This is a genomic window from Paraburkholderia sp. GAS199 (assembly GCF_050436585.1).
Taxonomy (GTDB): Bacteria; Pseudomonadota; Gammaproteobacteria; order Burkholderiales; family Burkholderiaceae; genus Paraburkholderia.
Genome location: NZ_JBNDMM010000001.1, coordinates 1152851 through 1178930 on the forward strand (window position 1 = coordinate 1152851; position 26080 = coordinate 1178930).

At 57.4% G+C, this 26080-nt stretch carries 19 protein-coding genes, 1 pseudogene and 1 riboswitch; of the genes and pseudogenes, 5 read left to right on the forward strand and 15 right to left on the reverse strand.

Annotated elements, in window-relative coordinates:
- Nucleotides 1-1263: 1263 nt before the first annotated feature.
- The gene (hmpA, locus tag P3T18_RS05045) at nucleotides 1264-2475 is read left to right on the forward strand and encodes an NO-inducible flavohemoprotein (RefSeq protein ID WP_429298800.1); all 1212 of its coding nucleotides are present in this window, start codon (nucleotides 1264-1266) and stop codon (nucleotides 2473-2475) included.
- Between the two features lie 266 nt (nucleotides 2476-2741).
- Nucleotides 2742-3110, forward strand: a complete 369-nt coding sequence (locus tag P3T18_RS05050) for a hypothetical protein (RefSeq protein ID WP_429298801.1) — start codon at nucleotides 2742-2744, stop codon at nucleotides 3108-3110.
- A gap of 57 nt (nucleotides 3111-3167) precedes the next feature.
- On the opposite strand, the gene P3T18_RS05055 is transcribed toward P3T18_RS05050, so the two are convergent.
- Nucleotides 3168-3671: a cupin domain-containing protein gene (locus P3T18_RS05055; RefSeq protein WP_429298802.1), complete on the reverse strand. Its 504-nt coding sequence runs from the start codon at nucleotides 3669-3671 to the stop codon at nucleotides 3168-3170.
- 412 nt (nucleotides 3672-4083) lie between these two features.
- Between P3T18_RS05055 and P3T18_RS05060 the strand changes: the two genes are divergently transcribed.
- A complete protein-coding gene (locus tag P3T18_RS05060) occupies nucleotides 4084-5343 on the forward strand; it encodes a sensor histidine kinase (protein WP_429298803.1) in 1260 nt (419 codons plus the stop codon).
- A gap of 170 nt (nucleotides 5344-5513) precedes the next feature.
- On the forward strand, nucleotides 5514-6827 hold the full coding sequence (locus P3T18_RS05065; protein ID WP_429298804.1) for an MFS transporter: 1314 nt from the start codon (nucleotides 5514-5516) through the stop codon (nucleotides 6825-6827).
- A 420-nt stretch (nucleotides 6828-7247) separates the two neighbouring features.
- Here P3T18_RS05065 and P3T18_RS05070 read toward each other — a convergent pair whose 3' ends face one another.
- Nucleotides 7248-7901 (reverse strand): enoyl-CoA hydratase/isomerase family protein, encoded by a 654-nt coding sequence (locus tag P3T18_RS05070; RefSeq protein ID WP_429298805.1) that lies wholly within the window; start codon nucleotides 7899-7901, stop codon nucleotides 7248-7250.
- A gap of 383 nt (nucleotides 7902-8284) precedes the next feature.
- Between P3T18_RS05070 and P3T18_RS05075 the strand changes: the two genes are divergently transcribed.
- On the forward strand, nucleotides 8285-9196 hold the full coding sequence (locus tag P3T18_RS05075) for a LysR family transcriptional regulator (protein ID WP_429298806.1): 912 nt from the start codon (nucleotides 8285-8287) through the stop codon (nucleotides 9194-9196).
- A gap of 353 nt (nucleotides 9197-9549) precedes the next feature.
- Here P3T18_RS05075 and P3T18_RS05080 read toward each other — a convergent pair whose 3' ends face one another.
- The 13 genes and pseudogenes from P3T18_RS05080 to P3T18_RS05140 all read right to left on the reverse strand — a co-directional run bounded on the left by P3T18_RS05080 (nucleotide 9550) and on the right by P3T18_RS05140 (nucleotide 26075).
- Entirely contained in the window at nucleotides 9550-10833 is a 1284-nt protein-coding gene (locus tag P3T18_RS05080; RefSeq protein WP_429298807.1) for an anaerobic sulfatase maturase, read from the reverse strand.
- Between the two features lie 14 nt (nucleotides 10834-10847).
- The gene (locus P3T18_RS05085; RefSeq protein WP_429298808.1) at nucleotides 10848-11927 is read right to left on the reverse strand and encodes an HAD family hydrolase; all 1080 of its coding nucleotides are present in this window, start codon (nucleotides 11925-11927) and stop codon (nucleotides 10848-10850) included.
- A gap of 96 nt (nucleotides 11928-12023) precedes the next feature.
- Nucleotides 12024-13709 (reverse strand): arylsulfatase, encoded by a 1686-nt coding sequence (locus P3T18_RS05090; RefSeq protein WP_429298809.1) that lies wholly within the window; start codon nucleotides 13707-13709, stop codon nucleotides 12024-12026.
- 560 nt (nucleotides 13710-14269) lie between these two features.
- Nucleotides 14270-14749, reverse strand: coding sequence for an ASCH domain-containing protein (locus P3T18_RS05095; protein ID WP_429298810.1), 480 nt, complete (start codon nucleotides 14747-14749; stop codon nucleotides 14270-14272).
- A gap of 222 nt (nucleotides 14750-14971) precedes the next feature.
- Nucleotides 14972-16423: an IS1182 family transposase gene (locus P3T18_RS05100; protein WP_429298811.1), complete on the reverse strand. Its 1452-nt coding sequence runs from the start codon at nucleotides 16421-16423 to the stop codon at nucleotides 14972-14974.
- Nucleotides 16424-16596: 173 nt separating this feature from the next.
- On the reverse strand, nucleotides 16597-17061 hold the full coding sequence (locus tag P3T18_RS05105) for a GFA family protein (protein ID WP_429298812.1): 465 nt from the start codon (nucleotides 17059-17061) through the stop codon (nucleotides 16597-16599).
- A gap of 220 nt (nucleotides 17062-17281) precedes the next feature.
- The gene (locus P3T18_RS05110; RefSeq protein WP_429298813.1) at nucleotides 17282-17653 is read right to left on the reverse strand and encodes a hypothetical protein; all 372 of its coding nucleotides are present in this window, start codon (nucleotides 17651-17653) and stop codon (nucleotides 17282-17284) included.
- 725 nt (nucleotides 17654-18378) lie between these two features.
- Nucleotides 18379-18799, reverse strand: a pseudogene (locus P3T18_RS05115) (FAD-dependent oxidoreductase); the annotation flags it as partial.
- A 173-nt stretch (nucleotides 18800-18972) separates the two neighbouring features.
- A riboswitch (glycine riboswitch) is annotated at nucleotides 18973-19065 on the reverse strand.
- A 158-nt stretch (nucleotides 19066-19223) separates the two neighbouring features.
- Nucleotides 19224-20324, reverse strand: a complete 1101-nt coding sequence (locus tag P3T18_RS05120; RefSeq protein ID WP_429298814.1) for a porin — start codon at nucleotides 20322-20324, stop codon at nucleotides 19224-19226.
- A 183-nt stretch (nucleotides 20325-20507) separates the two neighbouring features.
- Nucleotides 20508-22451, reverse strand: a complete 1944-nt coding sequence (locus tag P3T18_RS05125) for a CocE/NonD family hydrolase (RefSeq protein WP_429298815.1) — start codon at nucleotides 22449-22451, stop codon at nucleotides 20508-20510.
- A complete protein-coding gene (locus P3T18_RS05130) occupies nucleotides 22448-24061 on the reverse strand; it encodes an ABC transporter substrate-binding protein (protein WP_429298816.1) in 1614 nt (537 codons plus the stop codon). Before P3T18_RS05130 ends, P3T18_RS05125 begins: the two co-directional genes overlap by 4 nt.
- Nucleotides 24058-25101: an ABC transporter ATP-binding protein gene (locus P3T18_RS05135; RefSeq protein WP_429298817.1), complete on the reverse strand. Its 1044-nt coding sequence runs from the start codon at nucleotides 25099-25101 to the stop codon at nucleotides 24058-24060. The genes P3T18_RS05130 and P3T18_RS05135 overlap by 4 nt, the downstream gene beginning before the upstream one ends.
- Nucleotides 25098-26075, reverse strand: a complete 978-nt coding sequence (locus P3T18_RS05140; RefSeq protein WP_429298818.1) for an ABC transporter ATP-binding protein — start codon at nucleotides 26073-26075, stop codon at nucleotides 25098-25100. The genes P3T18_RS05135 and P3T18_RS05140 overlap by 4 nt, the downstream gene beginning before the upstream one ends.
- Between the last annotated feature and the right edge of the window lie 5 nt (nucleotides 26076-26080).

Genomic DNA, 26080 nt, shown 5'->3' on the forward strand with positions numbered 1-26080 from the left:
CTAGGTTCGCGTACATAGTCGAGTAGTATGTTCCGATTGCGGCGAGCATGGCTGATAGGGCCATCGAGATCAGAAAAGTTGCCTTCGACTTCCATGAAGATGGCACAACTGCGTTTGGCGTCGACATAACTGTCCCAAATCACTTACTTACGGCACGCCGCGCAAAATCTTTATGTGTGTTCCAACCGAAGGCCTACTTGCAACCTACGGCTTGATTGTCGACGAATCACGGGCAGCTGTCGAACGTCCGGTTTTGGCCGGCCACTACCGGACGCTGATCGGCAGCACGCGACCCAACCCGGTCAGACAGCTTCCTCCAAACCGGTCATTCAGCCGAATCCATGTTCAGCGAACTGGAGCGCCAGTAAGCGGCCGCTGGCGAACTCCCACGATCGGCCATGAACAGACACACGATTGAAGTTTTATGCGGACACTCAAGCGGCAGTTATATCTTGAAAGTCGGTCACTCGCTCGCAGGCCCTTAAATCGTTTCGTCATCCAACGCCTCTTCTATGCCGCACCATCAAGGCACAAAAGGGACATCAGTAAAAATCGTTGACAGGCACAGTCCAGAGAAGCCAATACGGCAGGCACTTCTCTTTGCTTCTACGCACCTGGTTTGACCTTACCCATCCGAGCAAACAGAGGACTGACGGCTGATGGCCGGCGCGCGGTCGCTCGCCGGCCATAAATTAACGTTCGTAGCGCTAGACGTCTGAACCGGGACTGACCTCTCCGCATAGGCACGCGGTCGTTCGGAATCTTTCTGACGACTACTGGCACGACGCGCTGTCTTTTGCGACCACCAAAGCTCTTGCCATTCAGGCCATCAACTCGAACGCAATTCCTCGTCACAAAAATTTACAAAAATGACGACGCGGCCTGAAAAGACATTCGTACACCTCACAACCGTTTTGCTTGAGGCCGCCCCTTCGCGAGCACCACGACGTATTCGGCAAGCGCAAAAATTTGGCGGACATTGCGTACTGTATTTTCTAATTCACCGGAATAACGCTAAAGCACGATCGAAAGCAGCATCCAATCGTTTCAATTAGCGTAAACGCTCGCGGATTCCTCAGTCCGTTCGGAAAATTGATCGACTGAGCTCGTTAGCATCGTCGCAGTGACGACTCCATTCATTTGAAAGACTTCGGAAGGCAATGACAAGGCATAACGTAAGGCTGCCGCGTTAGATGTTTGTGCAGATATTTTATGCGTGCAAACCGTATATTCGCATTTTTAACGTTTTAGTGGAGATTAATCATGCTGACGCAAAAGACAAAAGACATCGTAAGAGCCACCGTTCCTGTCTTGACCGAGCACGGCTACGAAATCGTTAAGTGTTTCTATAGCCATATGCTGGAAAAAACCCCCGAATTAAAAAACATTTTTAATATGGCCCATCAGGAACAGGGACAGCAGCAGTCGCTGGCACGAGCAGTTTACGCATACGCTGAACATATCGAAGACCCAAGCAGTCTGATGCATGTGCTTAAAAATATCTCTAATAAGCACGCGAGTCTTGGTGTAAAGCCAGAACACTATCCCATAGTCGGCCATTATCTGTTGGCAGCCATCAAGGAGGTCCTTGGCGATGCCGCCACTGAAGAGGTCATTTCTGCGTGGGCGCAGGCCTATGGAAATCTCGCTGACATGTTGATGGGTATCGAAAGCGATCTGTATGAAAAATCGGATGTGAGGCTTGGCGGATGGACAGGTTGGCGAACATTCGTCGTTCGCGAGAAGCAGCCTGAAAGCAGCGTCATTACCTCGTTCATACTGGAACCTTCGGACGGTGGTCCGGTGGAGAATTTTGAACCAGGGCAATACGTCAGTATCGGGATCGATATTCCCGCCTTGGGGCTACAACAAATTCGCCAATACAGCTTATCCGACATGCCAAATGGCCATAGCTACCGCATTTCAGTCAAGCGTGAGGCCGGCACTCCTACTCAGCCGGCAGGCTACGTCTCATGCATGTTGCACGATCACGTCAGCGTCGGAACCGAGGTTAGATTAGCGGCGCCGTACGGCACCTTCTACATCGACGTCAACGCCGGCACCCCGATTGTGCTCATCAGCGGGGGCGTCGGATTGACCCCGATGGTGAGTATGCTTAACCGCGCAATTCAGGATCCTAAACGGCAGGTGGTCTTCATCCACGGCGCGCGCAACAGCAGCCTTCAGGCGATGCACAACCGCCTGCAGGAGGTCGCGAAGGCGCATAGCAACTTCAGCTTGACCGTCTTCTATGACGCGCCACTCCCTCAGGATGTCAAAGGTGTCGACTATGACGTTTTTGGGCACGTGGACCTTAACGTTGTCAAAAATGCCATTTTGCTCATCGATGCTGATTACTATATCTGTGGCCCAATTTCCTTTATGCGTTTGCAACACGATTCGCTGCGAGCCATGGGAATCCATGAGACGCGTATCCACTACGAAGTGTTTGGCCCGGATTCCCTTGCCGAATGAGACGTAGCTCTTTCTGCTCTACACCAGTAAGAGATTCGATCTGGCGCTTCCAGATCAACCTCGCGCCATCGTTGCGATAGGGTCCGGACGCTGGTCGAAGGTGGCCGCACAGCTTGGATCGTCGACGGGTTGGCAACGACCTTTGCCGCGACTCCATTACGCGCGGCACACAGTTAATTTGCAGTCGGATATTCACAAGGCCGCGCCTTGGTATCAGAATACGCTAGACCGATGCCCGATCTTTCTGCCCTACAGTGGAGATCAAAGTGAAGAAGCTGCTGGCGCCTGCGCTTACCTTTGTTCTTCTCATTTCCATTGGCCGGTACACTGGACTCAACTTCCTTCAGCGTGGTGGTGACCAGGCCCTCTGGATCACCGAAGCAATACTGGCGGGACTCGCTTTATTTGTCTTCCTATGCGCGACCGAGGCCTCAGTACGGGTGGGTGTTTCCCGATCTGCTCGACCAGTATGGAGTCTCGTCGCTACATTGCTCGTTCTGTTCCTCGGCTGGTATTGCGGAGTGGATTATTCCGTCGAAGGAAGTCACCAGGCATGTGCTTTGGCTTGTGCACTGGGTACGGGATGCACGATCTGGATGTGCCCGCTGTGGAAACCGGTTGACGATCGATTTTAATTGTCGCGTGCATTTTCGCGTCCTGCGGTTTTCGCTAGCATTGGGCGCGATCACGTTTTAGCCGGTCACGATAATCATGACCTGCGACGTGCCGCGGAGACTGGTCACGCGGTGCGGTGTAACCGAATTGAAATAAAGGCAGTCACCGGCTTCCAGTTGCCAGCTTTCTAAATGGCCATCGAGCTTCACCTCAAATTTGATAAACCCCGACATCACATAGAGAAATTCTTCGCCCGGGTGCTGGAAGTACTCCTCGTGTTCTATTCCTTCCGCGAACGTGAACAGGAATGGCTCCATTTTTTTGTGGGCTATATTGTGTTCAAGCGTGACGAACTCGAACCCGTAAGCGACGCCTCCCTTCGACACGGGGCGTCGCTCCCAGCTGTGCACGATCGAGACTTGCGAGTCCTTGGCGCCTGCTTGAGCATCATCCGGGGCGTCGACGAAGAAATAGCTCAGGTCCTCACCGAGGCAATAGCCGATTCGCGCCAGCGTAGCGAAAGGGGGAGCCTCAGTGCTATCGATAACCCTAGTAAGGTGTTCCTCGCTGAGCCCTGACATGCTGGCTAAACTCTCGAGTGTCAGTCCTCGGTCACGCAATAAGGCGCTCAAGCGAGTGCAAACCTGCTTTTCTTCGGCTGCGGCGTCGTGTGTCGCCGCTCGCGCACCGGAACTCCGCTTTACGACGAACGAGTGCTCTGCGGGGAGCGGGTTCGTGTCTGTATTTGTCTGACCCATCGCCGTTCGTCTCTCGGTCGTGCTGCTTCGGATGACGAAAGTCTACGGCGCTGTATCCTGAAAGACAACTCGCCTATCCGACGCTCGGAATGGGAAGCTAACGAGCCATCAATTATTAGTTGCATCTGCGAAACTGAATGCATAATTGACAACATCGCGAGTACGGTCAGCGAATGAGGTTTCCTCACACATAACTCGCTCAAGCGGTTTGCGCAACTGCGGCAAAAGACACGGCATGAACGGATCTCGCGACAGACAGGAACCAGCTTCACGCAAAGCCGAGCAACGCCCTTCCGATAGCAAAAAAGAAGGACGACGTGTCCGTTCGTGCGATGCCGAAAAATCAGTGGTCAGTCAGGAGGTAAAGGCTCCGCTTTCGAACAAGGTCATCAGCTTGCTCGAGCCTGTGAACGAATTTGTCGAAGATATCCAGGCGCTCAATTCCGCCGGATTCTTCGGCTGGAATACTCGTACCGGAGAGGTGACCTGGTCCAAGGTCACGTATGAGATTTTCGGATTTGATGCGGCTTCCGAGTTGGTAATAGCCGATGTATATAAACGGATACGTGAAGAAGACGTTTCGCTGCTGCGTGAGGCGGTCGAAGGCTCGGCTCAAGAGAAGGGAGACACGGACTTGCGCCTGCGTCTCATCCTGCCAGGCAGCAGCGTGCGCTATGTTCGTGTCTGCGCGCACCCCGAGCGGCGCGATCCCTTATCTGGTCGATACGTTGGAGTCGCGATAGACATCACGTCTAGCGCATTGAGCGAACTTGAGCTCAACGCTTCACGGCAGGAACTTGCGCGAAAGAAACGCCCTGGATCTTTAGACGAGATGGGCGCCTGGGTCGTGCACGAGCTGGCACAGCCGCTTAGCTCTATCGTCATGAATGGCCACGCGTGCATGCAATGGATGTCGACGGGAATCGCTGGGGCGGATGAAGCCAAAGATTGCGTGCAGCGCATCGTCAATAGCGGCCATCGCGCTACCGACATGATTCAGCAAATCCGCCGGCTTGCACGCGGCGAGAAGCCAGCAACGGCTCATGCTTCCGTCAACGAGATTGTCGAAAGCTCGATAGATCTGCTGGGCGAGACATTCAAGCAAAACCACATCATCTGTACCTCCTCGCTTGCGCCCGAACTTCCCGCTATTTCCGGCGATCGCACCCAGTTGCAGCAAGTGCTTATCAATCTGCTCAGCAACGCGGTTCAGTCGCTTGCGGAAGTGGGGGATCGCAAAAGGAAGATCTTCATTGCGACGCGCATGTCAGAAGGAAAAGAAGTTCTGGTCATGGTGGAAGACAGCGGAACGGGCTTCAGAGTGCAGGACTTGCCCTTGATGTTCTCGCGTTTCTTCACGACTAAAGCCGACGGAATGGGTATGGGGCTCGCGATTTGCCGCACGGTGATCGAAGCACATCGCGGCAGACTTTGGGCACTCAATAACGCGAAGTATGGCGCAACATTCTATTTCACTCTGCCTGCTTCTACGTGACGCTTTGCTTTCAGTGAGAATAATGCTGCCTCGCAAAGAAGCAGGCGTTTCGGTAAGGCAAAAATGTAACTCGCGGCGTGGCAAAGACTATCTCTGCCACGATCTTCATTTGTAGCGCATGCGACTGTTCATCAGCCAACGCATCGGCAAGCCCCCGGCGAGAAACCGATATGACAAACTTTGTCTCGCATTCGACCGTAGGAGATCGTGCGCGCCATTCAAGTGCGACTACCGTACTGTTTGCAAGCGTTCTTGGCTCGGTCATCGAATGGTACGATTTCCTGCTGTACGGCACTGCCACAGCGCTTGTGTTTAACAAGCTCTTCTTTCCTTCGTTCGAGCCGGTGGTCGGCATCATCTCCGCTTTTGGCGCGTACGCGGCTGGCTTCGTTGCACGTCCGGTCGGTGCGATTATCTTTGGGCATTTCGGTGACCGCTTCGGTCGAACCACCACTCTTGCGCTCACAGTTGCCATTATGGGCGGCGGCACATTCCTTATCGGCTGCTTGCCGACATACGGGCAGATTGGCGTAGCCGCGCCGATTCTCCTGGTGCTTCTGCGGGTCGTTCAGGGAATCGGACTCGGTGGTGAGTGGGGCGGCGCTGTACTTCTGGCAATCGAACACGCTCCTCGCCACCGGCGCGGCCTTTTTGGAAGCATCGTCCAGCTTGGGTGGCCATTGGGTATCGTCACCTCGGTTAGCGCCTTCGCGCTACTTGCGCCGATCGATTCCGCGTCTTTCCTGAGTTGGGGCTGGCGCATTCCGTTCTGGTTGAGTTTGATTTTAATGGTCCTCGCGCTGTTCATACGACTGCGTGTGGCTGAAACGCCGGCCTTCAAAAATGCCTTTTCAGAACGCCGGCTCGAGCGCGTACCCCTGCTAGCTATCGTTCAGGATCAGCGGCGCTCATTTCTCCTGGCGGTCGGCCTTAAACTATCTGAAATCGGTTTGGTAGTCGTGTTGACCGTGTTCGCGATCAGTTACGTCACCGGACACCTCGGGCTATCAAAAGATGTGATCCTGAACGCCGTTGTGATGGCCGCGCTACTCGAACTCGTTACCATACCGATGTTCGGCTGGCTGTCAGACCGGTTGGGCCGTCGAATTATCTTCATTGCCGGGTGTGTATTTACGATTGGCTTCGCATTTCCGCTGTTCATGTTGCTGGACACGCGCGATCCGTTAACCATCGCAATCACGGTTGTGATTGCCGTCAATCTCGGTCACGCCAGTATGTTCGCGGCTGAGTCGGCCTGGATGTCGGAACTGTTTCCTACCCAGCTGCGTTATACGGGTGCCTCGATGGGGTTTCAGGTCGGGGGAGCGCTCGCGGGTGGCTTTGTGCCGCTGATTGCGGCGATCTTGATGCGTGAAAGTGAGGGTAAGACCTGGCCCATCTCGATCATGATCATTGCGCTAGCGGCGATCACGCTTGCTGCTTCATTGGTCGCCCCGGATACATACGATAAGCGGATCGACTAGCGCCTGTGAACTGAACTTTCATCGGGTGCCCAGGTTCGGCAAGGCAAGAATCAATGAGTGTAGCGGGAATGTTTGTCACTATTACACGCAAGCCGTTCCGAACTTCGTTTTCCCTCGCGAACAATTGTAGCAATTTCGCTATCGTCCTTACCGCCGCAACTACATCTGAAAATATCCAGTTCTTGCCAATCGGCGTACAACCCAACGTCGGACACGAAGTTTTTGATCAAATCTATTGGAAAGTCCTCCGCGCCAGGCCGCACCGACGACGCCGGATCGTTCAGCTACATCAACCAATAAATCCTGGCGAGTTTTGGGGCCGCGGTAGGCTTATTTCGCGCGTAAATCTTGCTCTATCTAAACACATCTCGCAAATCTCCAATCTTTAATGTCAGTGGTGACTGGCAGTTGACCGCTTGCCTATCTGCTAAAGAACTGTTTAGTCTTGAGTTGTACGTCCGGCGGGACGCTAATGAGTCCGGTCACCACTGCATCAATTGCGTCGTTGAGTTCGCAATCTGGAGCGAACTCGGTCGCAATGCCCCATTCATATGCCGCTGCGCTTGAGATGTAACGCGAACGCAGCGCAATATCTTTGGCACGCCCTGGACCCACTATATGAGAAAGCAGCGCTGTGCAATTTCTATAGAGGGCGCTTGATAATAAGGGCTGAGCAAGTGCATAAACCGTGGTTTCCGTGACGATCCGCAAATCGCACGCTAGCGAAAATCCAAACGCCGCCCCAAAGCAGTGTCCGCGATTGACTGCGATCACCAATTTTCTACAGCGTGCCGGCGCATTCATATCCCATGCTTGCTGCATGGCTGTGCATCCCACGTCACTCCCGGTGGAGAAATGGTCGCCTTCTACGCGTACGACAATCACTCGAACGCCTGGATGAGTATCCAGATCGTCGAATACATGTCGCACTTGCTCATATTGAGCAGCCGATCCAGAAGCAGATAACGCCCTGTCGAGGACCAGGTCCGCGCGCGACTGTGCCTCGTCAATCTGGACGTGAAGGCCATCCGTGTACTCCCATAGATTCCGGTCTTCAGCAACAATGCAAGTCATGTATCGTTACCTCGGGTGGCAGGGTGCCAGTTTCACGACCCTTAGCTGAAGAGGCGGCGGCTGGGGGGAGAAAATGTAGTACGCAGTCGCAGACGGAAAGTAGATAGATAAGCTAACTGCTTTGGGCGATGCGGTTTTGCCGTCAGCCAGAACGATTTGATTACGTCACGACTCGGTTCGTTATATCAACCGCAATTTACATCGAACAGCGGAGCGCGGTCGTATCGAATTTCGAGCACCCCGCGCTACATTTTCGATTTTGGCCCGCGAGGTGTCCGCTTGCAGGCGCTGCCCGGCATCGTAAGATTGACGAAAGACTGCTCGAGCCCAGCGTTGATCGGTCCAGTTTGGACGTTTTCGAACTACTATTTCGCGTGGATCACATGATCAATAACATTCAGCTTAGATATTTTATGGGTGTCGCTAATGTTGGTTCAATTAGAAAAGCGGCCGAGCAGTTGTTTGTTGCCGCGTCGGCCATCTCACGACAAGTGCGATTGCTTGAAGAGGAAGTAGGAGCACCGCTTTTTGAACGTCATCCGGGGCAGAAGTCACTTAAGCTTACAGCGGCCGGTGAGCTGATGCTCCAATATGCGCGTATGGTCGATCACGAATGGGATGAGCTACGCACACAGATTCAAGCGGTCAACTTGCTGCAGCGAGGCACGGTTCGATTAGGCGTATCTGAGGCTTTCACACGTGCGTTTCTGCCGGCGTTCATCAAAAACTTCAGGGACCAATATCCGGGAATTTCTTTTCATGTTGTTACTTATGGCGCGCTGCGCCTTTCCGAAATGCTTATACAAGACGCATTGGACGCCATGCTTGTGTACGGTGGACCGGACTCTTTTGACCTTTCAATTGTCAAAGAGATTTTTGTTAAGCAGCGCCTGCTGATTTCGGCAACGCATCCCCTCGCAAGCAAGAAAACTCTTACGCTAAGCGATTGTGGTGATCTCGACTTTGCGTTCCCGGACGAGACGATGGGGAACAGAGCTGTATATGTGCGCATGTTTGCTCAATCGCAGATAAAGCCACGACTCGCTCTCGTGACAAACTCTTATGAGTTGACGCGGTCAGTGGCACAAACTGGTGTGTGTGTGGCTATAGTCAGCGACAATTCGAGCGCGCCGCCTGGGATGAAATACGTGCCACTCACGGGCCCCGGAATCGAGCCTTGGCCAATGAGGCTGTGCGTGCATCGAGGGCGAACTCTCGCACCTGCTGTACGGCTTTGCGTGGAACAATTATCTGAAGCGATGTCTTCTTGGACGGCCTTCGTCAAAGCAGAGTAGACGGGGGCGACATCAGATATTTTCGACCTGGCCTAGCGAAGGGCTGAAGTACCTTGAAAGCCGCCCTTGGGATCCCGTCGGTTCGAAAGACTGAAGTGGGTCGGGCTGAGTCCGTCCACACTTCAAACTCATCGCCGGAAAGCGGTCAGTGGAATCCAACTGCCTAGAAGCGGCCACTCGGCAATGCGTCTTTCCGACCCGTTGCGGCCTTTCGGCCCGACTCCACGACAGTCAGATACACCCCCGTAAACGGTCGTTGGAAAAACCTTGTTTGCTAGTAACCGACCTTCCAGCAACGTGACCCGCAGCCGTCTGTTAGCCCAGTGGCCGCGCGTTGCAGGCACCCAAAATGGCTAAATCGACTGCTTTGCGAGTTGCCTGAGCGCCGGACCTGCGTGGTCGTGAAATCGCCGAATGCCGGAACACAGGTAATTCAGTCCAGGTTCTCCAGCTGGGCTACGTACGAAGCGATTCTTTGGGCACTCGCCCCAGCACAACTTCAGATGTTTGCACTGTCTGCAAAAGGCAGGAAGAGAGTCGCGCTTGGCATAACCGAAAGCTTGTTGCTGCGTCGAGAAAGCCATCGCGCCAAGATGCGTGTCGCGAATATTGCCCAGCGACCATGCGGGATAAACATAGTGGTCACACGAATAGACCTCGCCGTCGTGCTCGATCGCCAGTGCTTTGCCGCAAAACTCTGCCGTCACACAGGTTTGCGCGGGCTTTCCCATGGTCTGTACAACCGCTGTCTCGAACAGGTTGACGAGCACCCGGCCGACGTCTTTCTTAAGCCACTCGTCGAAGGTTCGCGACAAAAAATAGCCCCAGTCGTCGGGATCCACTGACCAGTCTGTGACGACTGAATCAGCATTACCTGGCTTTGCCGCGCTCGTCCCTAGCATTGGCATCATGTCTTCTGACCAGTGCTGTGGCGCGACGTCACGAAAAACTTTGGGCTCGACGCACGGAATGAACTGAATATACGTTGAATTAAGTTCATTCCGCAGAAACCGATAGACGTCCAGTGGGCGCTTCGCATTGACCCGGTTGACTACGGTGAGCGTGTTGAAGCTCACCGCGTGCCTATGCAAAAGCTCAACGCCGCGCATCACCTTGTCGAAAGTAGGTTGACCCTTGCGATCTACACGAAGCGCATCGTGCAACTCGCGGGGTCCGTCGATACTGAGTCCGACCAGAAAGTCATTCTGTTTCAGAAACCGGCACCATTCTTCGTCGAGCAACGTCCCGTTGGTCTGCAGATCGTTCGAGATGCGACGTCCCTTAGGCACATGCCTCGACTGAATGTCGACGATATCGCGGAAGAACTCAATACCGAGCATGGTCGGCTCGCCGCCTTGCCACGAAAAAATGATCTCGTCGCCATTCTGCGCTTCGATGTATTGGCGGATATAGCGTTCAAGCATCGAAGGCTCCATCCTACGACCTCGATGCTGATCGAGAAGATGTTCCTTATGCAGGTAGTAGCAATACGTGCAGTCGATATTGCATGTGGAGCCGATGGGTTTTGCCATCGTGTGAAAGCGACCTTTTTGCGACGGTACGATTGGTTCAAGGCCTGAATGCTGCGTCGGCACAAAGGTGATCGGCTGCGCCTGTACATTGCTGCTATCGTGCATAACGACTCCTGACCCTAAGGCTTCGGTGCGGAATAAACCGTCTTCCAGTCCTGCTTCATGCTCACGACAACCCAGCCTCGCGCGACGGCTTCGTCCCACGCCTTGTCGAGCCGCGCAAGCTGCGACTGGCGGTCGTACGCAAACTCGTGCTCGGCGTCGTCGTGATGAACAATCAGCGCAAGGGTTTCACCCGGACCGGTGGCCGTATATTCGAGCATTTCCCTATCGCCGTCGGAATTTCCAAACGCAAGGATCGGACGCCGGCCGATCGCCCGAAAAATTCCGACCGGTTTGCCGGGGCCATCGTCGACGAAAGCGAAGCCGGGTTTGCGCATCAGCACAGGCTTGCCGTCGTGAACCTCATACGCCAGTTTCTCTTCGGTCCCGACCACCTGTTCCGGCGGAATGCCGTAAGCCTCCTGCACCCAGACGCGCATGAACTCTGCTGTGCCCCCAGAGACGATCCACGTTTTGAAGCCATTTGCCCGCAATAGGGCCAGTAATTCAAGCTGAGGCTGATAGACGAGTTCTGTATAGCGGCGCTGCAAAGTGGGATGTTTGGCAGTGGCGAGCCAGTCGCGTATCGATCGATCGTATTCGTCAGCGCTCATGCCGCTATTGGCGACCGCGAGCAGTTGGAGCAAGGCCTTCCTGTTCTGGGCAAGCGCAGTGGTATCGTGAGCGAGCAGCGCCTGGAAAGCTGGATCGCGTTGCCACTTCGGGTGTTGGGGCGCGGCCGCCTTCACCTGGTCGATCATGAACAACAGCTGGAACGGCACCGGCTGCTCGCTCCACAGCGTACCGTCGTTATCGAAAACAGCGATGCGGCCCTCGGGCGGCACGTAGGACGCGCTGCCCTCACGCGTGACGTCAGCAATGAATCTGAGAATTGCAGTGCGTGCCGCGCCGTCTTGCCAGGAGGGTAAGACCTGAGTTGCCGGTTCAATGGCGGGGGTCGATTGCGACCCTGCTGATACGCTAGGCGTCGCACCGGGATTCGTGCAAGCGCCTAGCGCCACGCATGCGCAAACCAGCCAGGTCAGCAGGCGGCGCAATGCGCCCGCCAAAAGCACCGGAGACTCAATCGTGCGCATAGCTTTACCAGGTCATCAGCAAGGTGCGCGGCGGATCGCGCTACCGGTTCCGCCCAGGCAGCAACCTCAAGCCACTTGTGCGGAACGTCGGGCCTGTCAGTTTCCTGTTGGCATCGGAATGTTGAAGCCGTTCTTCTGCAGCTCATCACGAATATAGCCAAACCGCTGATACTGCGTCAGCGTGATCGGGCCTGAGTAGCCTTCGCTCTGGAGCTTGCGCGGCGGATACTTGACGTATGTCTTCATCAATTCACTGACAGCAATGTTGAACTTCGGAAGCGTCCAGGTGTGCTCCGTATAGTTGTTCATGAATATGTCGTAGCGTTCCTGCGGGTCCTGGTACAGATCGAACACTTGTGGAACTGTCGCCACGTAACTTTCGGGACCTTTCCAGCCGAGGTTCGTGTCGACCGCGAGGCCTCCTGTGTCCGCGCCTCCGTCGCCACGGAGGTTGAATACGGCCTTGAACTGACCCACTCGAACCGCGCCGGGAGTTAGCTCGTTCTCGGTGAAATAAAACCACGCGTCACGTTTGCTCTTTCCCGTACCGAACAGCACGGGCGACATGTCATAGCTGTCGAAGATGATCGGTTTGCCTTCCCGATCGTTCTTCGGCAGATCGACGACCGCCACGCTGGCGAAGGTGGCCATGCAATCGAGACCGCCCAGAACGTCGTAGTTTCGGCTGTGCGGCTTGATCTTGCCTGGCCACCATGCAATCGCCGGAACGCGTGTGCCGCCTTCACGATCGGTTCCCTTGGTGCCCCGGAACGGCGTGTACCCGGCATCCGGATAGACGTCCTGCCAGGCGCCGTTATCGGTCGTAAAGAAGACCAGCGTGTTCTTGTCGAGACCCTTCTCGCGGAGCTTGTCGAGAATGTGGCCGACACGCGCGTCCAGCTCAACTAGCGAGTCTGCGTATTTGGCTTTCGAGAGCGACTTGCCGATATAGTCGGGGTCGGGCATATTTGGCTGGTGGACTTTCATGAAGTTCACGTTGATGAAGAACGGCTGACCCTTTTGCGCAGCGTCGTCGATATCGTCAAGTGCCGCTTTTTCGATGTACCGGTCAATGAACGGAATGCCGACGACACCCTTCTCGGGCGTGTTCTCATACTCGCCATTCACCTTGAAGTCCTCATGCGCTTTTTCGCCGGCCTTGCCGGAAAGCATGCCTGTCGTCACCTTGATGAACATGTCGCGCGTTTGTTGATCCATATCGGGGAACCACTTTGGATCGGAATACGTATAGGCATTCAGGTGATACAGCCCGACGTATTTCATGTCGTCATAGCCCTGCGCATTCGGAAGAGCATAGTCCGCTTCACCAAGGTGCCACTTACCCGTGAAATAAGTGTTGTAATGCGCGAGCTTCAATACCGATGCGAGGGTCCATTCCGCGTGCGGTAAGCCGCCGCCCTGGCCCTGGAAGGCAACGGTTGTCATGCCGCTGCGATTCGGGTTGCGTCCGGTTTGAAGGGCGGCACGCCCTGGAGTGCAGCTCGGCTGGCCATAGAAGTCAAAAAAAGTCATGCCTTCGTCGGCCATTCTGTCGAGATTCGGTGTCGGAATGCCACGACCTTCGCCTCCGCCATAAACACCCAGATCTCCATAGCCGACGTCATCACCGACTATCAGTACGATGTTTGGTCGCGTTTGCGTCTGCGAGTCTGTCTGCGCCTGTGCAGTTATCGCGAAACTGAGAAGGCCGGCCGCCGCGAGCGCGAACGGTGCATGTGCCAGAGGCCTGGCCAGTCCTGCAATGTGTGCCGCAAGCTGCATGCTCTTTCCCCAAGGTAGCGATTTCTGGACCGAAAGTTTCCATACATCGCACCGATTCTTCTACGGGGAAAATGCTTTGAACATTAGGGCAAGGGGCAATCAAATTGCCCCGAGGGGCAAAACAACGAAGTCAAGCGCCACCACTGCGAACATTCGGTCTCGCGCTGAGAGACCTTTACACCGTTGTAAGCGGTCATTGGTTTCGCTGGACTGACTGTCAGCAACCGGCCGCGTTGAGGCAGCGCCACCGGAAATTCGCTCGCCGGAAACCGGCCATTGAGCAAGGGCGGACCAGACCACGGCTGTTCAAATTGGAGGGCGACCTCGACCGTCGGCTCCTGGCCGCGACGAGGCAGCGCCACCGGCTATTCGCTCGCCGGAAACCGGCCATTGAGTGAGGGCTGACGAGACCATGGTTGTTCAAATTGCACGGTGACCTCGACCGACGGCTCCTGGCCGCGCACGGTCTAACGATCTAGTCGACGTTTCAGGCCCGACTCGCGCTTTATGCAGCGGAGATGATCCACCCGGAAGAGACGTTCCGTGCCGTCTAAGAACAGTCATTCGGTCGGCAGGACGGACGTAAGCGTGTAAAGAACCTCAAAACTTTCGCATACGAGAGGCATTGAATGGTCAACAACCCGACCAATTCGGCTGCACTCAGCCGTGAAGAAGCGCCAATGCTCCGCTCGCCAATATGCCAGCGAAAGATCTCCTTCGCCTTCGCTAGCGGCGAATTCAGCACCGACGCGGTCAAATGGGACGATTTGCACTTCGGTGACTCGTAGAACGACCGCGGGGCTACCATCCCAGTCGAGCACGATTTCCATGTCATTGACCTTTGGAATCGGCTCACCGTCAAAATCCCAAGACCAAGCCAGACTGCATGTGCCACGCTTCACACCAGTAAGAATCAGTGCAATAAGCGATGCAGAAAGAGCTTCCGAATCCCCAAATCCACCAATTCGGACACACCCTTCGGGCAGATGTATACCTTTCTCGGCCAATTCGGCGACTAGCTCTCCTACAGTTTTGCCCATATGCCGACGCCCCTTGGATTACATCCGGTGTATCGAAACCTCACGGGCGTTGATTGTCGACTATTGGTAAGGGCGTGTCGAACGTCTCAAAATGGCCGAGGCCGTGTAAAAACGCGCAGAACGGCCGACCGATCCCCCCCGGCGTGGGCACAGTTGAGTTAGGACGTGACGCAGGCAAATGAGGTGATCGTATTTACTGGCAAACAGCGTCGGCGCGCGCATTCACGCGTCTGCCAGCTTCATCGCTCCCATCGTCTTTGCGAATCCGAGGATCCTGATGACTCGCTTGAGGTTGTATGCCAGCACGTGCAAACTCATTTCAGCGGCGACATGGCCAAGTCCGCGCGTCTGGAAGTGCGTTGTCCCCATCCAGTGCTTTAGTGTGCCGAACACGTGCTCGACCGTGCGCCGTCGCATCGTCATGGCATCGAGTTGGCGATCCAGCCTGGACTGCATCGCCTCAAGCACCGCTTCGTGTTCCCATCGTCGAATACGCCGGTAGTCGGTGGGCGTGCACCTGTTCTTCATCGGGCATTTCGGGCAAGCGCTGCTCCAGTAGGTACGCAGGGCCATCGGAGTTTCGCGCTCGACGGAAGTAAATCGGTAAATCGCCCGTTGTCCCGCTGGACATAGGTATTGGTCGTCTTTGGCGATGTAGATGAAGTCGGCCCGATCGAACCGTCCATCAGCCTTTGCACTGGAGGTTTGTGTTTTTGGCACCAGCGCTGCAATACCAGCGTCATCGCATGCTTTGATTTCCGTGGCGCTGTAGTACCCGCGATCGGCCAGCGCCTTGAGCTTTTTCTTGCCCATCGCTTCGCGCGCGGCTTTGGCCATCGGGCTGAGCTGAGCGCGGTCACTACCGACGTTCGTCACTTCGTGTGTCACGATGAGGTGATGCTTCGTATCAACAGCTACCTGAACGTTGTAGCCCACCACGCCTGTGCCCTTTGCTTGCGACATCATTGAACGTGAGTCGGGATCAGTCAGCGAAACCTGCTTTTCCGGTAAATCCTTCAACAGGTCCGCGGCCCGATCCAGATCGCGCATCTGCTCGCGCAGCGTCTCGATCTTTTCCCGCAGCCGTTCGGTTTTCGCTTCGACCTCTGCGGGTTGCGTGCGATCAGCAGTTTCCAGCGCATCCAGATAGCGCTGGATGCTTTGCTCGATCTGCTCCTGACGCTTTGCGATCTTGTTGGGTGTGAAGTTGTTGTCGCGACTGTTCACCGCCTTGAACTTGCTGCCGTCGATGGCAACGACTGCCTGGGTGAACAGCTTAAGGTCGCGGCATATCACCACGAAGCGGCGGCATACATTGCGAATGCCGGCGCCATTGCTGCGTCTGAACTCCGCAATCGTCTTGAAGTCCGGTGCGAGGCGACCGGTCAGCCACATCAGTTCGACATTACGCTGGCACTCGCGCTCCAGACGTCGGCTCGACTGTACGCGATTGAGATAGCCGTAGATGTAGAGTTTGAGCAGAACGGACGGATGGTAAGACGGTCGGCCCGTGATCGCCGGCGTAGTGCCTTCGAAGCCCATGGAAGCCAGATCGAGCTCGTCGACAAATGCATCGACGATCCGCACGGGATTGTCTTCAGCAATAAAGTCTTCGAGACATTCTGGCAGCAACGTTGTCTGATTGCGGTCTGCACCTTCCACAAATCGCCCCATCTCCGCCTCTCGCGCCACAGGTTGATTCAGTCTAGGAGATCGCGCGAGTTTTTACACGGCCTCGGCCGGGATGAGCCCGAAGACGACTGGATCATGTTGAAACAGGCGGCCGGCTCGCCAAATGGCGACGAGAGATCTGAGCACTGCGCCGTTCGGCGCTAATTCCGGGTTTCTTAGCGCCCGTCGATCTTCCGTTCGCGCCACAAGCGAAGCAATTCATCCTGCTCGCCGACACTTCCTTCAAAACTAGGAGTGCCATCTGGAATCAAAAACCATGGCTGTTTGCTACGGGTGAATATGTGCGCTATCGGGGAAAATTCGCTTTGGTTTTGCAGTGTGCCTGGTCTGAGCATAGCCAGATCGGGCTGATCAACGGGCTCGGCCCAAAGCCGCGTGTCACAGCGCGCGCATGCCTTGCTGCGCCGCTGCCTCCCACGACCAAAGTCAAAGGTCAGCATGATCGGCTCACCTTCTAGGACATGCAAATCGGCTCGACGGACCCACATCACAGGCAGCGCAGCGCCGCCTGTTCTTCGTTGACAGGTGGTGCAATGACAAACATAAAAAGTGAGTGGTTCGTGCCGGAGCTCAAACTCGATCTGACCGCAGAGGCAGCTACCGATGTAGGGTGCGGGCATACAAGGCTCCTAAATGCCGCAGATTGAAAAACGGGAAATTTTGTTAGTTCGGAACGTGCGTGAGCCAGCGAGAATTGTCGACGATCCGCCGACGAATGTCGAACGACCGGTTTCGCCGAACGCGGAAATTCATCGAAAGGGTATGCGCAACGCATTATCTCGGTCGACGAACTTTTGCAGGCGCCCCCAAGTGCCGTTCAACTTTCGCCAAAGCGGCCGCTTAAGCTGCTGTAGCGGGACGAGTTTCGCTTGAGAGAATTAGACCGTCTATTCCACCCAGCGTTGCCACAATTCCAAAGCTTGCGATCGTTGCTTGCTCTAGAAATGCGAACAGCACTGTCACGCAGACCCCGCCCAAGAAAACGGAAATCTGCAAAGTCCGTTCTTCGATTCCAAATAGCTTCCTACCGTGCGGACAACCCCGTTGTAGCAACGGCGCTAATAGCATCCAAAGGAGTGATGCCGGAACATAGCAAGCCACGGCAGAAAAAAACGCGGCTCCTAATATCGGAGCGCGGATCCAAAGAACAGCGATGGCTATCAATCCCAACGCGACATACCAGCCAATGCGCGATGCATATTTGCTTTTCATTTCTAGCTCCGGCCAGACCGACGGCACATTGTTAGCGATTCTGCATTTCCGGTCCAGCGTCGCTTGTTGGCCGAACTGAGACGACCGCCGACGAGATAACCGCCCATGCTGCGCGCAGCATTTCGACGAGCACTTAAAATGTGCGCGTTACTGGCGGCCGGCGTTGGATCAACGCGGGGTTGAGTAATGTTCGTACGATCAAGCGGGCAGGGAGCAGATGAAAGACAGCGCAACCGTTCTGTGCGTGCGGGACGTCCGTATTCTGCTGGTTGCAATGGGGAGGTCAAAATGAGCGCTACCCGGCGTGAGAATTCGTTGAGACGAAGCACTCCATGAAGCGGCACTGCGGGAACTAGAAGAGGCCGCGCTCTTCGCGGATGAGCTAATTTATCTTTTCCAGTCTAGCTGCCTCAACTCGCTGCACCACGTCTTCGTCGCCGGCGTAGCGCTTCACGCAACCGCACAGCTCAGCAACGAAATCGCGAGGCGCAGGTGGCTTACCTCGCGCAAGATAGCGATGCTTTCTGCCAGTGAGCCTACTCGTGGCATCGTGGATTTTCAACACTTTGGCATTCTGGAGCCGAATACTGTAAGACGGACGTCGCCGCAGGTGAACCGAGTGACCGGCTGAGTCGCACTTATCACTCGGTTTCGACATTCATGTGGCCGCGACTTTAGTTACAAGGCTGTTTCCAGCGCGACGGCCAACGTTGGATTTGTGGTGTCTTGTAGATATGCAAAATGCCGCGTCGCTTTAGATCGAAGTCGATGCCTTCGGTCTCGGCTATGGAGAAGAGATGCGCGCGCCGCGATCGCGAGCCGCACCGTTTCAACCGTATTCGCTTCATAACGCGGAATCTGCCGCAGGAATTCGCCTATCCACGAGTACTTGTGCTACGTGGGCATCGGATTGAGCAGCAACGGGGCGTCGCGCTTGAGCATCCAGCATAGGCCATTCATAACCGTAGCCACGCTGTTCCAGACTTCGGCGTTGCCCGCGGACGTTTGGCCACCATTGGCGAACGAGGTTTCCATCGCCGCATAGCGGCGACCTTCGAATACAGTGACTTGGTGGCCGCGTCGGGCGAGTGCGTGAGCAGTAGTGACGCCGGTAATGCTGGCGCCGATGATGGCGATTCGTGACATGACATTGTCCAGAGCAAGTTGTGAGCATCGCCGGCTTCGGTGTCCGATTGCTTCATCGAATCCGGCGTCGACGCCCCATCTGTCCATGTACCTGAGAGTTTCTTCCCGTGCGCATCATCCCAAGTGAGAGGAATCCCCTTCGGTGGGCGCGCGTGGCGCCGCTCTCCGGATGTTCCCGCAGCACGGTCCTTTTGCCTGAGAGTTTCCGGGGCGGTTGCTCCGTCGGCGTCGTCACAATTTCTGGCGATCTCTCCCGCGCTGCATTGCAGAACGGGTTAAACGATACCGGCTAGACGTTTTCGCCGCAACTGTCTCTGGAGTTGGAATTTGCCAGCAGCACATTCCAACTCGGCAAAAATGTGGTCTCGCGACTCGACACGACGGCAGCGAATGCATCGGTAGTACCTGAGCATTCGCCGGTTGATCAAAACTTATGGCGAATACCCGTGACGGCAATAAATTGCGTGTGAGTACTCGACGGGCCGGACGCGCCCTCGATCTGTGCGACCGCGTTTGTGGCGCGTTGATACAGCAAATCGATGTAGACGTCGGTTGATTTGGACAGGAAGTATTGCAACGCAGCCGTCGTCTGCCAGTAATGCCACGAGTCTACCGCTCCATTCGTCGATACATTCGTATAAGTCTCACCAACCGCCGCGTGCAAGGCGGGCGTGATGCGGTAACGCAGACTCGCTTCAGCGTTCTGATAAGTCTGATACTGGCTCGCAGGTGTCAGCTCGAACCGTGTGTTCGTATACATCAACCCGACGCTCGCATTACCGATGTCGTATAGCCCACCGGCGCCATAAATGCGTTGCTGGCTGATGCCTTTGAGAAACGTGAAGTAGTTATCGGATGGAATCGCGCCGGTTGTGTCGGTGGCCGGATGATCGAGCATCACGTAGGCCGCGCCCAGGTGCCACGGACCATTGGCATACGTCGCGCCGACGCTGTATGAACGGTTCGTCGCGAAATTGCCCGGATTGCCCGACAGCGCGTACATGGTGTTGATCTGCAAACCGTAAAAAACCGGCGTCACGTACTTGATCGAATTGTCGGTGCGAAACGTGTTATTGATATCGTCGACATCGAATGGATGCGTGCCGTACTGCACTGTATCGGTGGCGACTTGCAGCGGCTCCAGCGAATCCTGCGAGGCATTGTATTGACGGCCGAACGTCAACGTACCGTAGCGGTCGCTCGATAATCCGACCCATGCCTGCCGTCCGAAGATGCGCCCATTTGCGCTGGCCGTGCCGTTCATAAGATTGAAGCCGTTCTCGAGACGGAATACCGCACGGTTGCCGCCGCCAAGGTCTTCGCTGCCGAGTAGGCCCCAGCGCGAGCCCTGTTCGCTGCCGGCCGTCGCCTGGTAATTCGACTTGCCGACCTGATTGCTGGTGTAAGTGAAGCCACCGTCGACGATGCCATACAGCGTGACGCTCGACTGTGCATGTGCCGTGCCGGCCGCGAGTCCGATGGCGCCAATGACGAATAGTGTCTTCGGAAGTGTCTGTTTGCGCATGGCGCTGTTTCTCTTGAAGTTAGACCTGCTGTTAAAAATCGGTGTGCGCAACAAACGGAAGGTGTCGTGCCTTTACAGGGCGCTTCCGCGCATTCGCAGAAAACCCGGGCGAAAAGGGGCCCGGACGTCGCGCTGAACGCGACGCCTCAATGACCCGAAACTTGGGGTGTGGCGGAGGGGCTTCTAGCCGGCTTTTCGGCTATCCGCCGGGTTCGGCTGCATGGCTTCGAGCGAAGCCACCGCAACGATCGGCAGTACCACGTGCGACGCTTGACCCGCGCCGAAATGCACGCGATTCACCGCAATGCGTGGCGTGCGAGCCAGCGCGGGCGCCTCGCCGCTATTCTGATTGACGTCGAAGTGCGGAAAATTGCTGCTCGAGACATCGAGACGGATGCGATGGCCGCGCCGGAACAGATTCGCCGTCGCGAACGGTTCGATTTCGATCGCGTAGACGCGGTCTTGTTTGAGGGGGCGCGGCTCGGTCCACGATTCGTGAAAGCGGCAGCGGAAGATGCCGTCGGTCAGATTCATCGCGTAACCATGCGGGTAATCCGCATTCGGCGGATAGACATCGATCAGCTTCGCAGTGAAGTCGGTGTCGGGCGCATCGGACGAAATCCGCAGCTTCACAACAATCGGACCGATTACAGCAACATCTTCTTCGAGCGGCTCCGTCTGAAACACGAGAACATCGGCGCGTGCCGAGAGCGGCATGCCTATGTGCCGCGTGCCGAAGAAGCGCGCGTCCTCGCGCTGGTCGAACGCGCCGCCTTCGAAAACCGGCGCGCCCGAGGTCAGCGCTCCGCCTATCGTCGGCACCGGATTGGATGGATCGAACGAATACGAGGTCGCGGCGGGCGCTGCGTGCAAAGCATCATTCGATGCTGAAAGCGAGCCGTCATCGGCAAGATAGAACGGCGTGAAGCGCGTACCAGGCAACGGCCATTGCGTTGACGTGACCCAGCGTCCGCCGTGCTCCATGCGGCCCTGCGGATTACGCGCCCCACTGCCGCCGCCCATCACGAAGATACGTGCGATGGCATCGCCTGCCCCGTTCGACGCGCCGTCCGGTTGCAGCCAGCGGTCGAACCAGTCGGCGCGGAATGCCAGCCAGTCTTTCGCAATCTGGCCTTCGATCACCGCGTCGGGTCCAAATTCAACATCGCCGCTGTATGACACGTTGCGGTCGCCGTGCAGCCACGGACCCATGATCAGATAGGCCGGAGCGCCGGGCGTGCCGGATAAGGCGGCGAAATTATCGAGTGTGCTGCGCACATAAGCGTCGTACCAGCTCGAAATCAGCACCGTTGGCACGCGCGTCATGGTGTCGTAATAGCCCTCGGCATAGATGCCCGGCTGTTTCCAGTAGTCGTCGAACACGTCGTGCGTCCATTGCTCGAACAGATAGCGCTCGTATTCCGGCACCGTCGCCAGCGGTGAGTGACCCGGCCGCCAGGGCATCCGCGCAAACCATTGACGCAGATCGCTCGCATCCAGCGCCGCCGCAACGAGCGGATTCCCGGCGGCCACGGTGCTGTTCTTTGCACGGTTGAAGGCCCACGTCGCCTGCTTCAGTTCGAACGCGCCACCCTGGCGAATGCCGCAGCGATAGCCGTTGGCGAAACCGCCGGAGTCCAGCACCATGCACGCGAGTCCCGGCGGATTCAGGCAGGCGGCTGCAAGCTGCGTGTGGGCCGCGTACGAGAGCCCCATCGTGCCGACCTTGCCGTTCGACCAAGGTTGTTGAGTGATCCATTCGATCGTGTCGAAACCGTCCGGCCCTTCGGCGATATATTTTGTGAACGTGCCCTCGGAGTTGTAGCGCCCTCGGCAGTCCTGCAGCACCACGGCATAGCCGCGCGCGGCGAAATAGCGGGCCACGTCGGCACGATTCGCGGGCGGCTGGCCGTGATGGATTTCCGAACGCGAGATATCGGATTTGCCATACGGCGTGCGTTCGAGAATCGTGGGCAGCGGCGCGTCGATGCCGACGAGGTAACCGGCGGGGAAGTACACGTCGGTGGCGAGCCGCACGCCGTCGCGCATCGGCACCATGACGTCGCAAAACGGGTTGCGCGTCGAATCAGCGGGAAGTGCCCCGCTGCGGGAAAAAGCGTGGGTCATGGTTGGGTCTCGATGAAAAGCAGCGAGGTGCGTTCAGATTTGTTTGGATGGAAAATCACGCCTTTGCGTGCCGCCCAGTAGTCCACCGGGAAGTAGAGCGGCACGATGCCGTAGTCGCTGAAGCCTGCGTGCGCGGCCTGCTGCAGCAACTGCTTGCGCCGCGCCGGATCGAAGGTCGCCGCGGCTTCGCGCAGCAGCCGGTCGAGTGTCGGGTTCGAATAGCGAGTGCGGTTGAAGGCGCCCGTGCCGCTCTCACGTGAATAGCTTTCGAGCACGTTGGTGAGCGCGATCGCGGAATCGCTCGTCGTATTGCCGAAACTGAAGACGAACGCGCTGTAGCTGCGCCGCGCGGCAGCGCCTGCATACACGTTGTACGGTTGCGTGATGACATCGTTGACGGCGATGCCGCCGCGCGCGAGCATCTGGCCAAGCGCCTGGCCGAGATCGCCGTCACTCGCGAAGCGATCGTTCGACGAATGGATCGTCAGCCGGAAGCCGTTCGGATAGCCGGCCGCGACAAGCAGGCGTTGCGCGCCGGCAGGGTCGTACCGATCCGGTTGGAGCTGCGGGTCATAACCGCCCATGCCGGGCGGCACGATTTGCGCGGCCGGCAGTCCGGCACCGTTCAGCAGATGCTGCGTGATGGCATCGCGGTCGATCATCTTCGAGATGGCTTCGCGCACGCGCACGTCGCGTAGCGGATTGCGCGCGATCGTCGAACCGTCGGCGGCGGTGACGAACGGAGAAGCGTCGCGCGACGAATCGAGTGCGAGATAGATGAGCCGCGCGGACGGACCAGAAAAGAGCGTCACGTTTTGTTCGTGACGCAGGCGGCCGGTCGTGACCGGCGGGACGTTGTCGATCAGATCGACGGAGCCGGACAGCAAGGCCGACAGTCGCGCGGCATCGTTCGACACGAAACGGATGGTGCAGGTGTCGAAAACAGGCCGCTTGCCCCAGTAGTAGTCGTTGCGCACGAGTTCGAGACGATCGCCCGGAATCCAGCGTGCGAGACGATATGGACCGGTGCCGACCGCCACGGCGGGCAGGCGGTAGTCATTGCTCGCGTGACCGGCCGTGGCGTGCTGCGACACGATATACACGAGCCCGATCTGCTCGACGAACGCGGGTGAAGGCGTTTTCGTCACAATGCGCAGCGTCAGCGGGTCGACAACCTCGATGCGCTCGATGTTCGCGACCGCGCCCGAATACGGCGCGGGGCTGTTCGGCACGGACCGCGCACGGCGCAGTGAATACGCGACGTCGTCGGCACTCATTGTCGAGCCGTCCGAGAAGCGCACGTGCGGGCGCAGATGGAATTCCCATGTGAGCGGATCGAGCGCGCGCCACGACACCGCGAGGCCGGGCCGGACCTGCAGGTTGTCGTCCTGTTCGATCAGCCGCTCGAACATGTTCTCGGCGGTTTGCATATTGTTCTGCGTGCGCGAGAACAGCGGATCGAGTGATTGCGGCTCGGACGCGAGCGCCATCGTCAGCGAGCGCGCCTGAACGCTGGTGGCTGCGCTGGCGAAGCTCAGACCGCACGCGAGCGCGATTGCCGCCGTGCGTATGAGGCCGCGTCGGCGCATGGATGGAATCACCGCGCTCATTGCACCTCCACCAGATGACACGCGACCTGATGGGCGGCGCCGCTCTGGCGCAACAAGGGGCGTTCGGTGCGGCAACGCTGCGTCGCGTGAGGGCAGCGTGGATGGAAATGACAGCCGTCGGGCGGCGCGAGCGGCGACGGAATCTCGCCTTGAATCGACTCGAACTGGCGCTTGCGATTCGACAGGCGCGGCACCTGCGCAAGCAGCGCGATCGTGTACGGATGCTGTGGATTGGCAAACAGTTCGACGGTCGGCGCGGTTTCGACGATACGGCCAAGATACATGATGGCGACACGATCGCTGATGTGCTCGACGACGCCGAGATCGTGGCTGATGAACAGGTACGTGAGACCGAGATCGCGGCGCAGTTGCATGAAGAGATTGATGATCTGCGCCTGGATCGACACGTCGAGCGCCGCGATCGATTCGTCGCAGATCAGGAAATCCGGCTTCACGGCCAGGGCGCGGCCGATACCGATGCGCTGACGTTGCCCGCCGGAAAACTGATGCGGGAAACGTTCGCGGAAATCCGGATTCAGGCCGACGCGCTCCATCACATCGACGACATAGGCGTCCAGCTGTTTGCGCTCCACGATTCCGTGTACGAGCGGCGCCTCGCCAATGATGTCGCGCACCCGCTTGCGCGGATTGAGCGACGACAGCGGGTCCTGGAAGATCATCTGGGTCGCGAGCCGGTGGCGCGGAGTGCGCTGTCCGGCGCGAGTGCCGTCAAGTTCGCCGCCCGGTGCCGATGGTTCGGCGGTCTTCTCGATTGTGCGGATCGAGCCGCTCGACGGCATGCCGATCCCGGCCAGCATCCGGCCAAGCGTCGATTTTCCGCAGCCGGACTCGCCGACCAGACCGACCACTTCGCCGCGATGAATCGTCAGGCTGACATCATCGACGGCATGGACGATCTGTTCCTCAGCGCGCGCGCCGAGCCAGCCGGCGATCCGCTCGGCGTAGTTCAGGCGTCGTACGAAACGGCGCGACACGTGATCGACTTCGACCAGCGGCGCCATGACATGGGGTGCGTTCATGCGGGCGCTCCGGAACGGGGATGGAAACAGCGATACAGATGCGTGCCCTCGCCGGCAACGGGAGGCTCGGCGCTGCGGCACAATGAAGTGGCGTAGGAACAGCGCGGCGCGAACGCGCAGCCCACCGGCAGCTTGAGCGCGCTCGGCGCGATGCCCGGAATCTGCTTGAGCGACTCGCCGCGCCGGGCCTTTTCGGGCAATGAGTCGATCAGCCCGATCGTGTACGGGTGGCGCGGTTGTTCGAGAATCTCGTCGACGCTGCCCGTTTCGACGACCCGGCCGGCGTACATCACGCAAATGCGGTCCGCCAGTCCCGCGACCACGGCGAGATCGTGGCTGACCCACACCATGGCGGTATGCGAGCGGGCGCACAGCTTCTGCATTTCCGCGAGAATCTGCGCCTGAATCGTGACGTCGAGCGCGGTGGTCGGTTCGTCGGCGATGATCAACTCCGGGTCGTGCAGCAGCGCGATCGCAATCGCCACCCGCTGCCGCATGCCGCCCGACAACTGATGCGGATACGCAAGCAAGCGTTCGTCCGGCGACGGAATGCCGACCGACGCCAGCGCGTCACGCGCCCGTTGCCGCGCTGCCTGCTTCGATACACGCGTGTGGGCCAAGACCGCCTCGATCATTTGCGTGTCGATGCGCAGAACCGGGTTCAGCGTCATCATCGGGTCCTGGAAGATCATCGCGATGCGATTGCCACGCAAGCGGCGCAGTGCTTCAGGCGTGAGCGACGTCAGGTCTTCGCCTTTGAATAGCACGCGCCCGCCGACAATGCGTCCTGGCGCGTCAATCAGCCCGAGCACGGAGAAGCCGGTGATGGACTTACCGGAGCCGGATTCGCCGACGAGGCCGACGATCTCGCCTGGCGCGACATCGAAACTCGTGTCGTCGACGGCTTTCGCGACGCCGGCGCCGGTAAAGAAATGCGTGCGCAAATTCTGCACGGACAGGGTAGGGGTGGACATGCGAA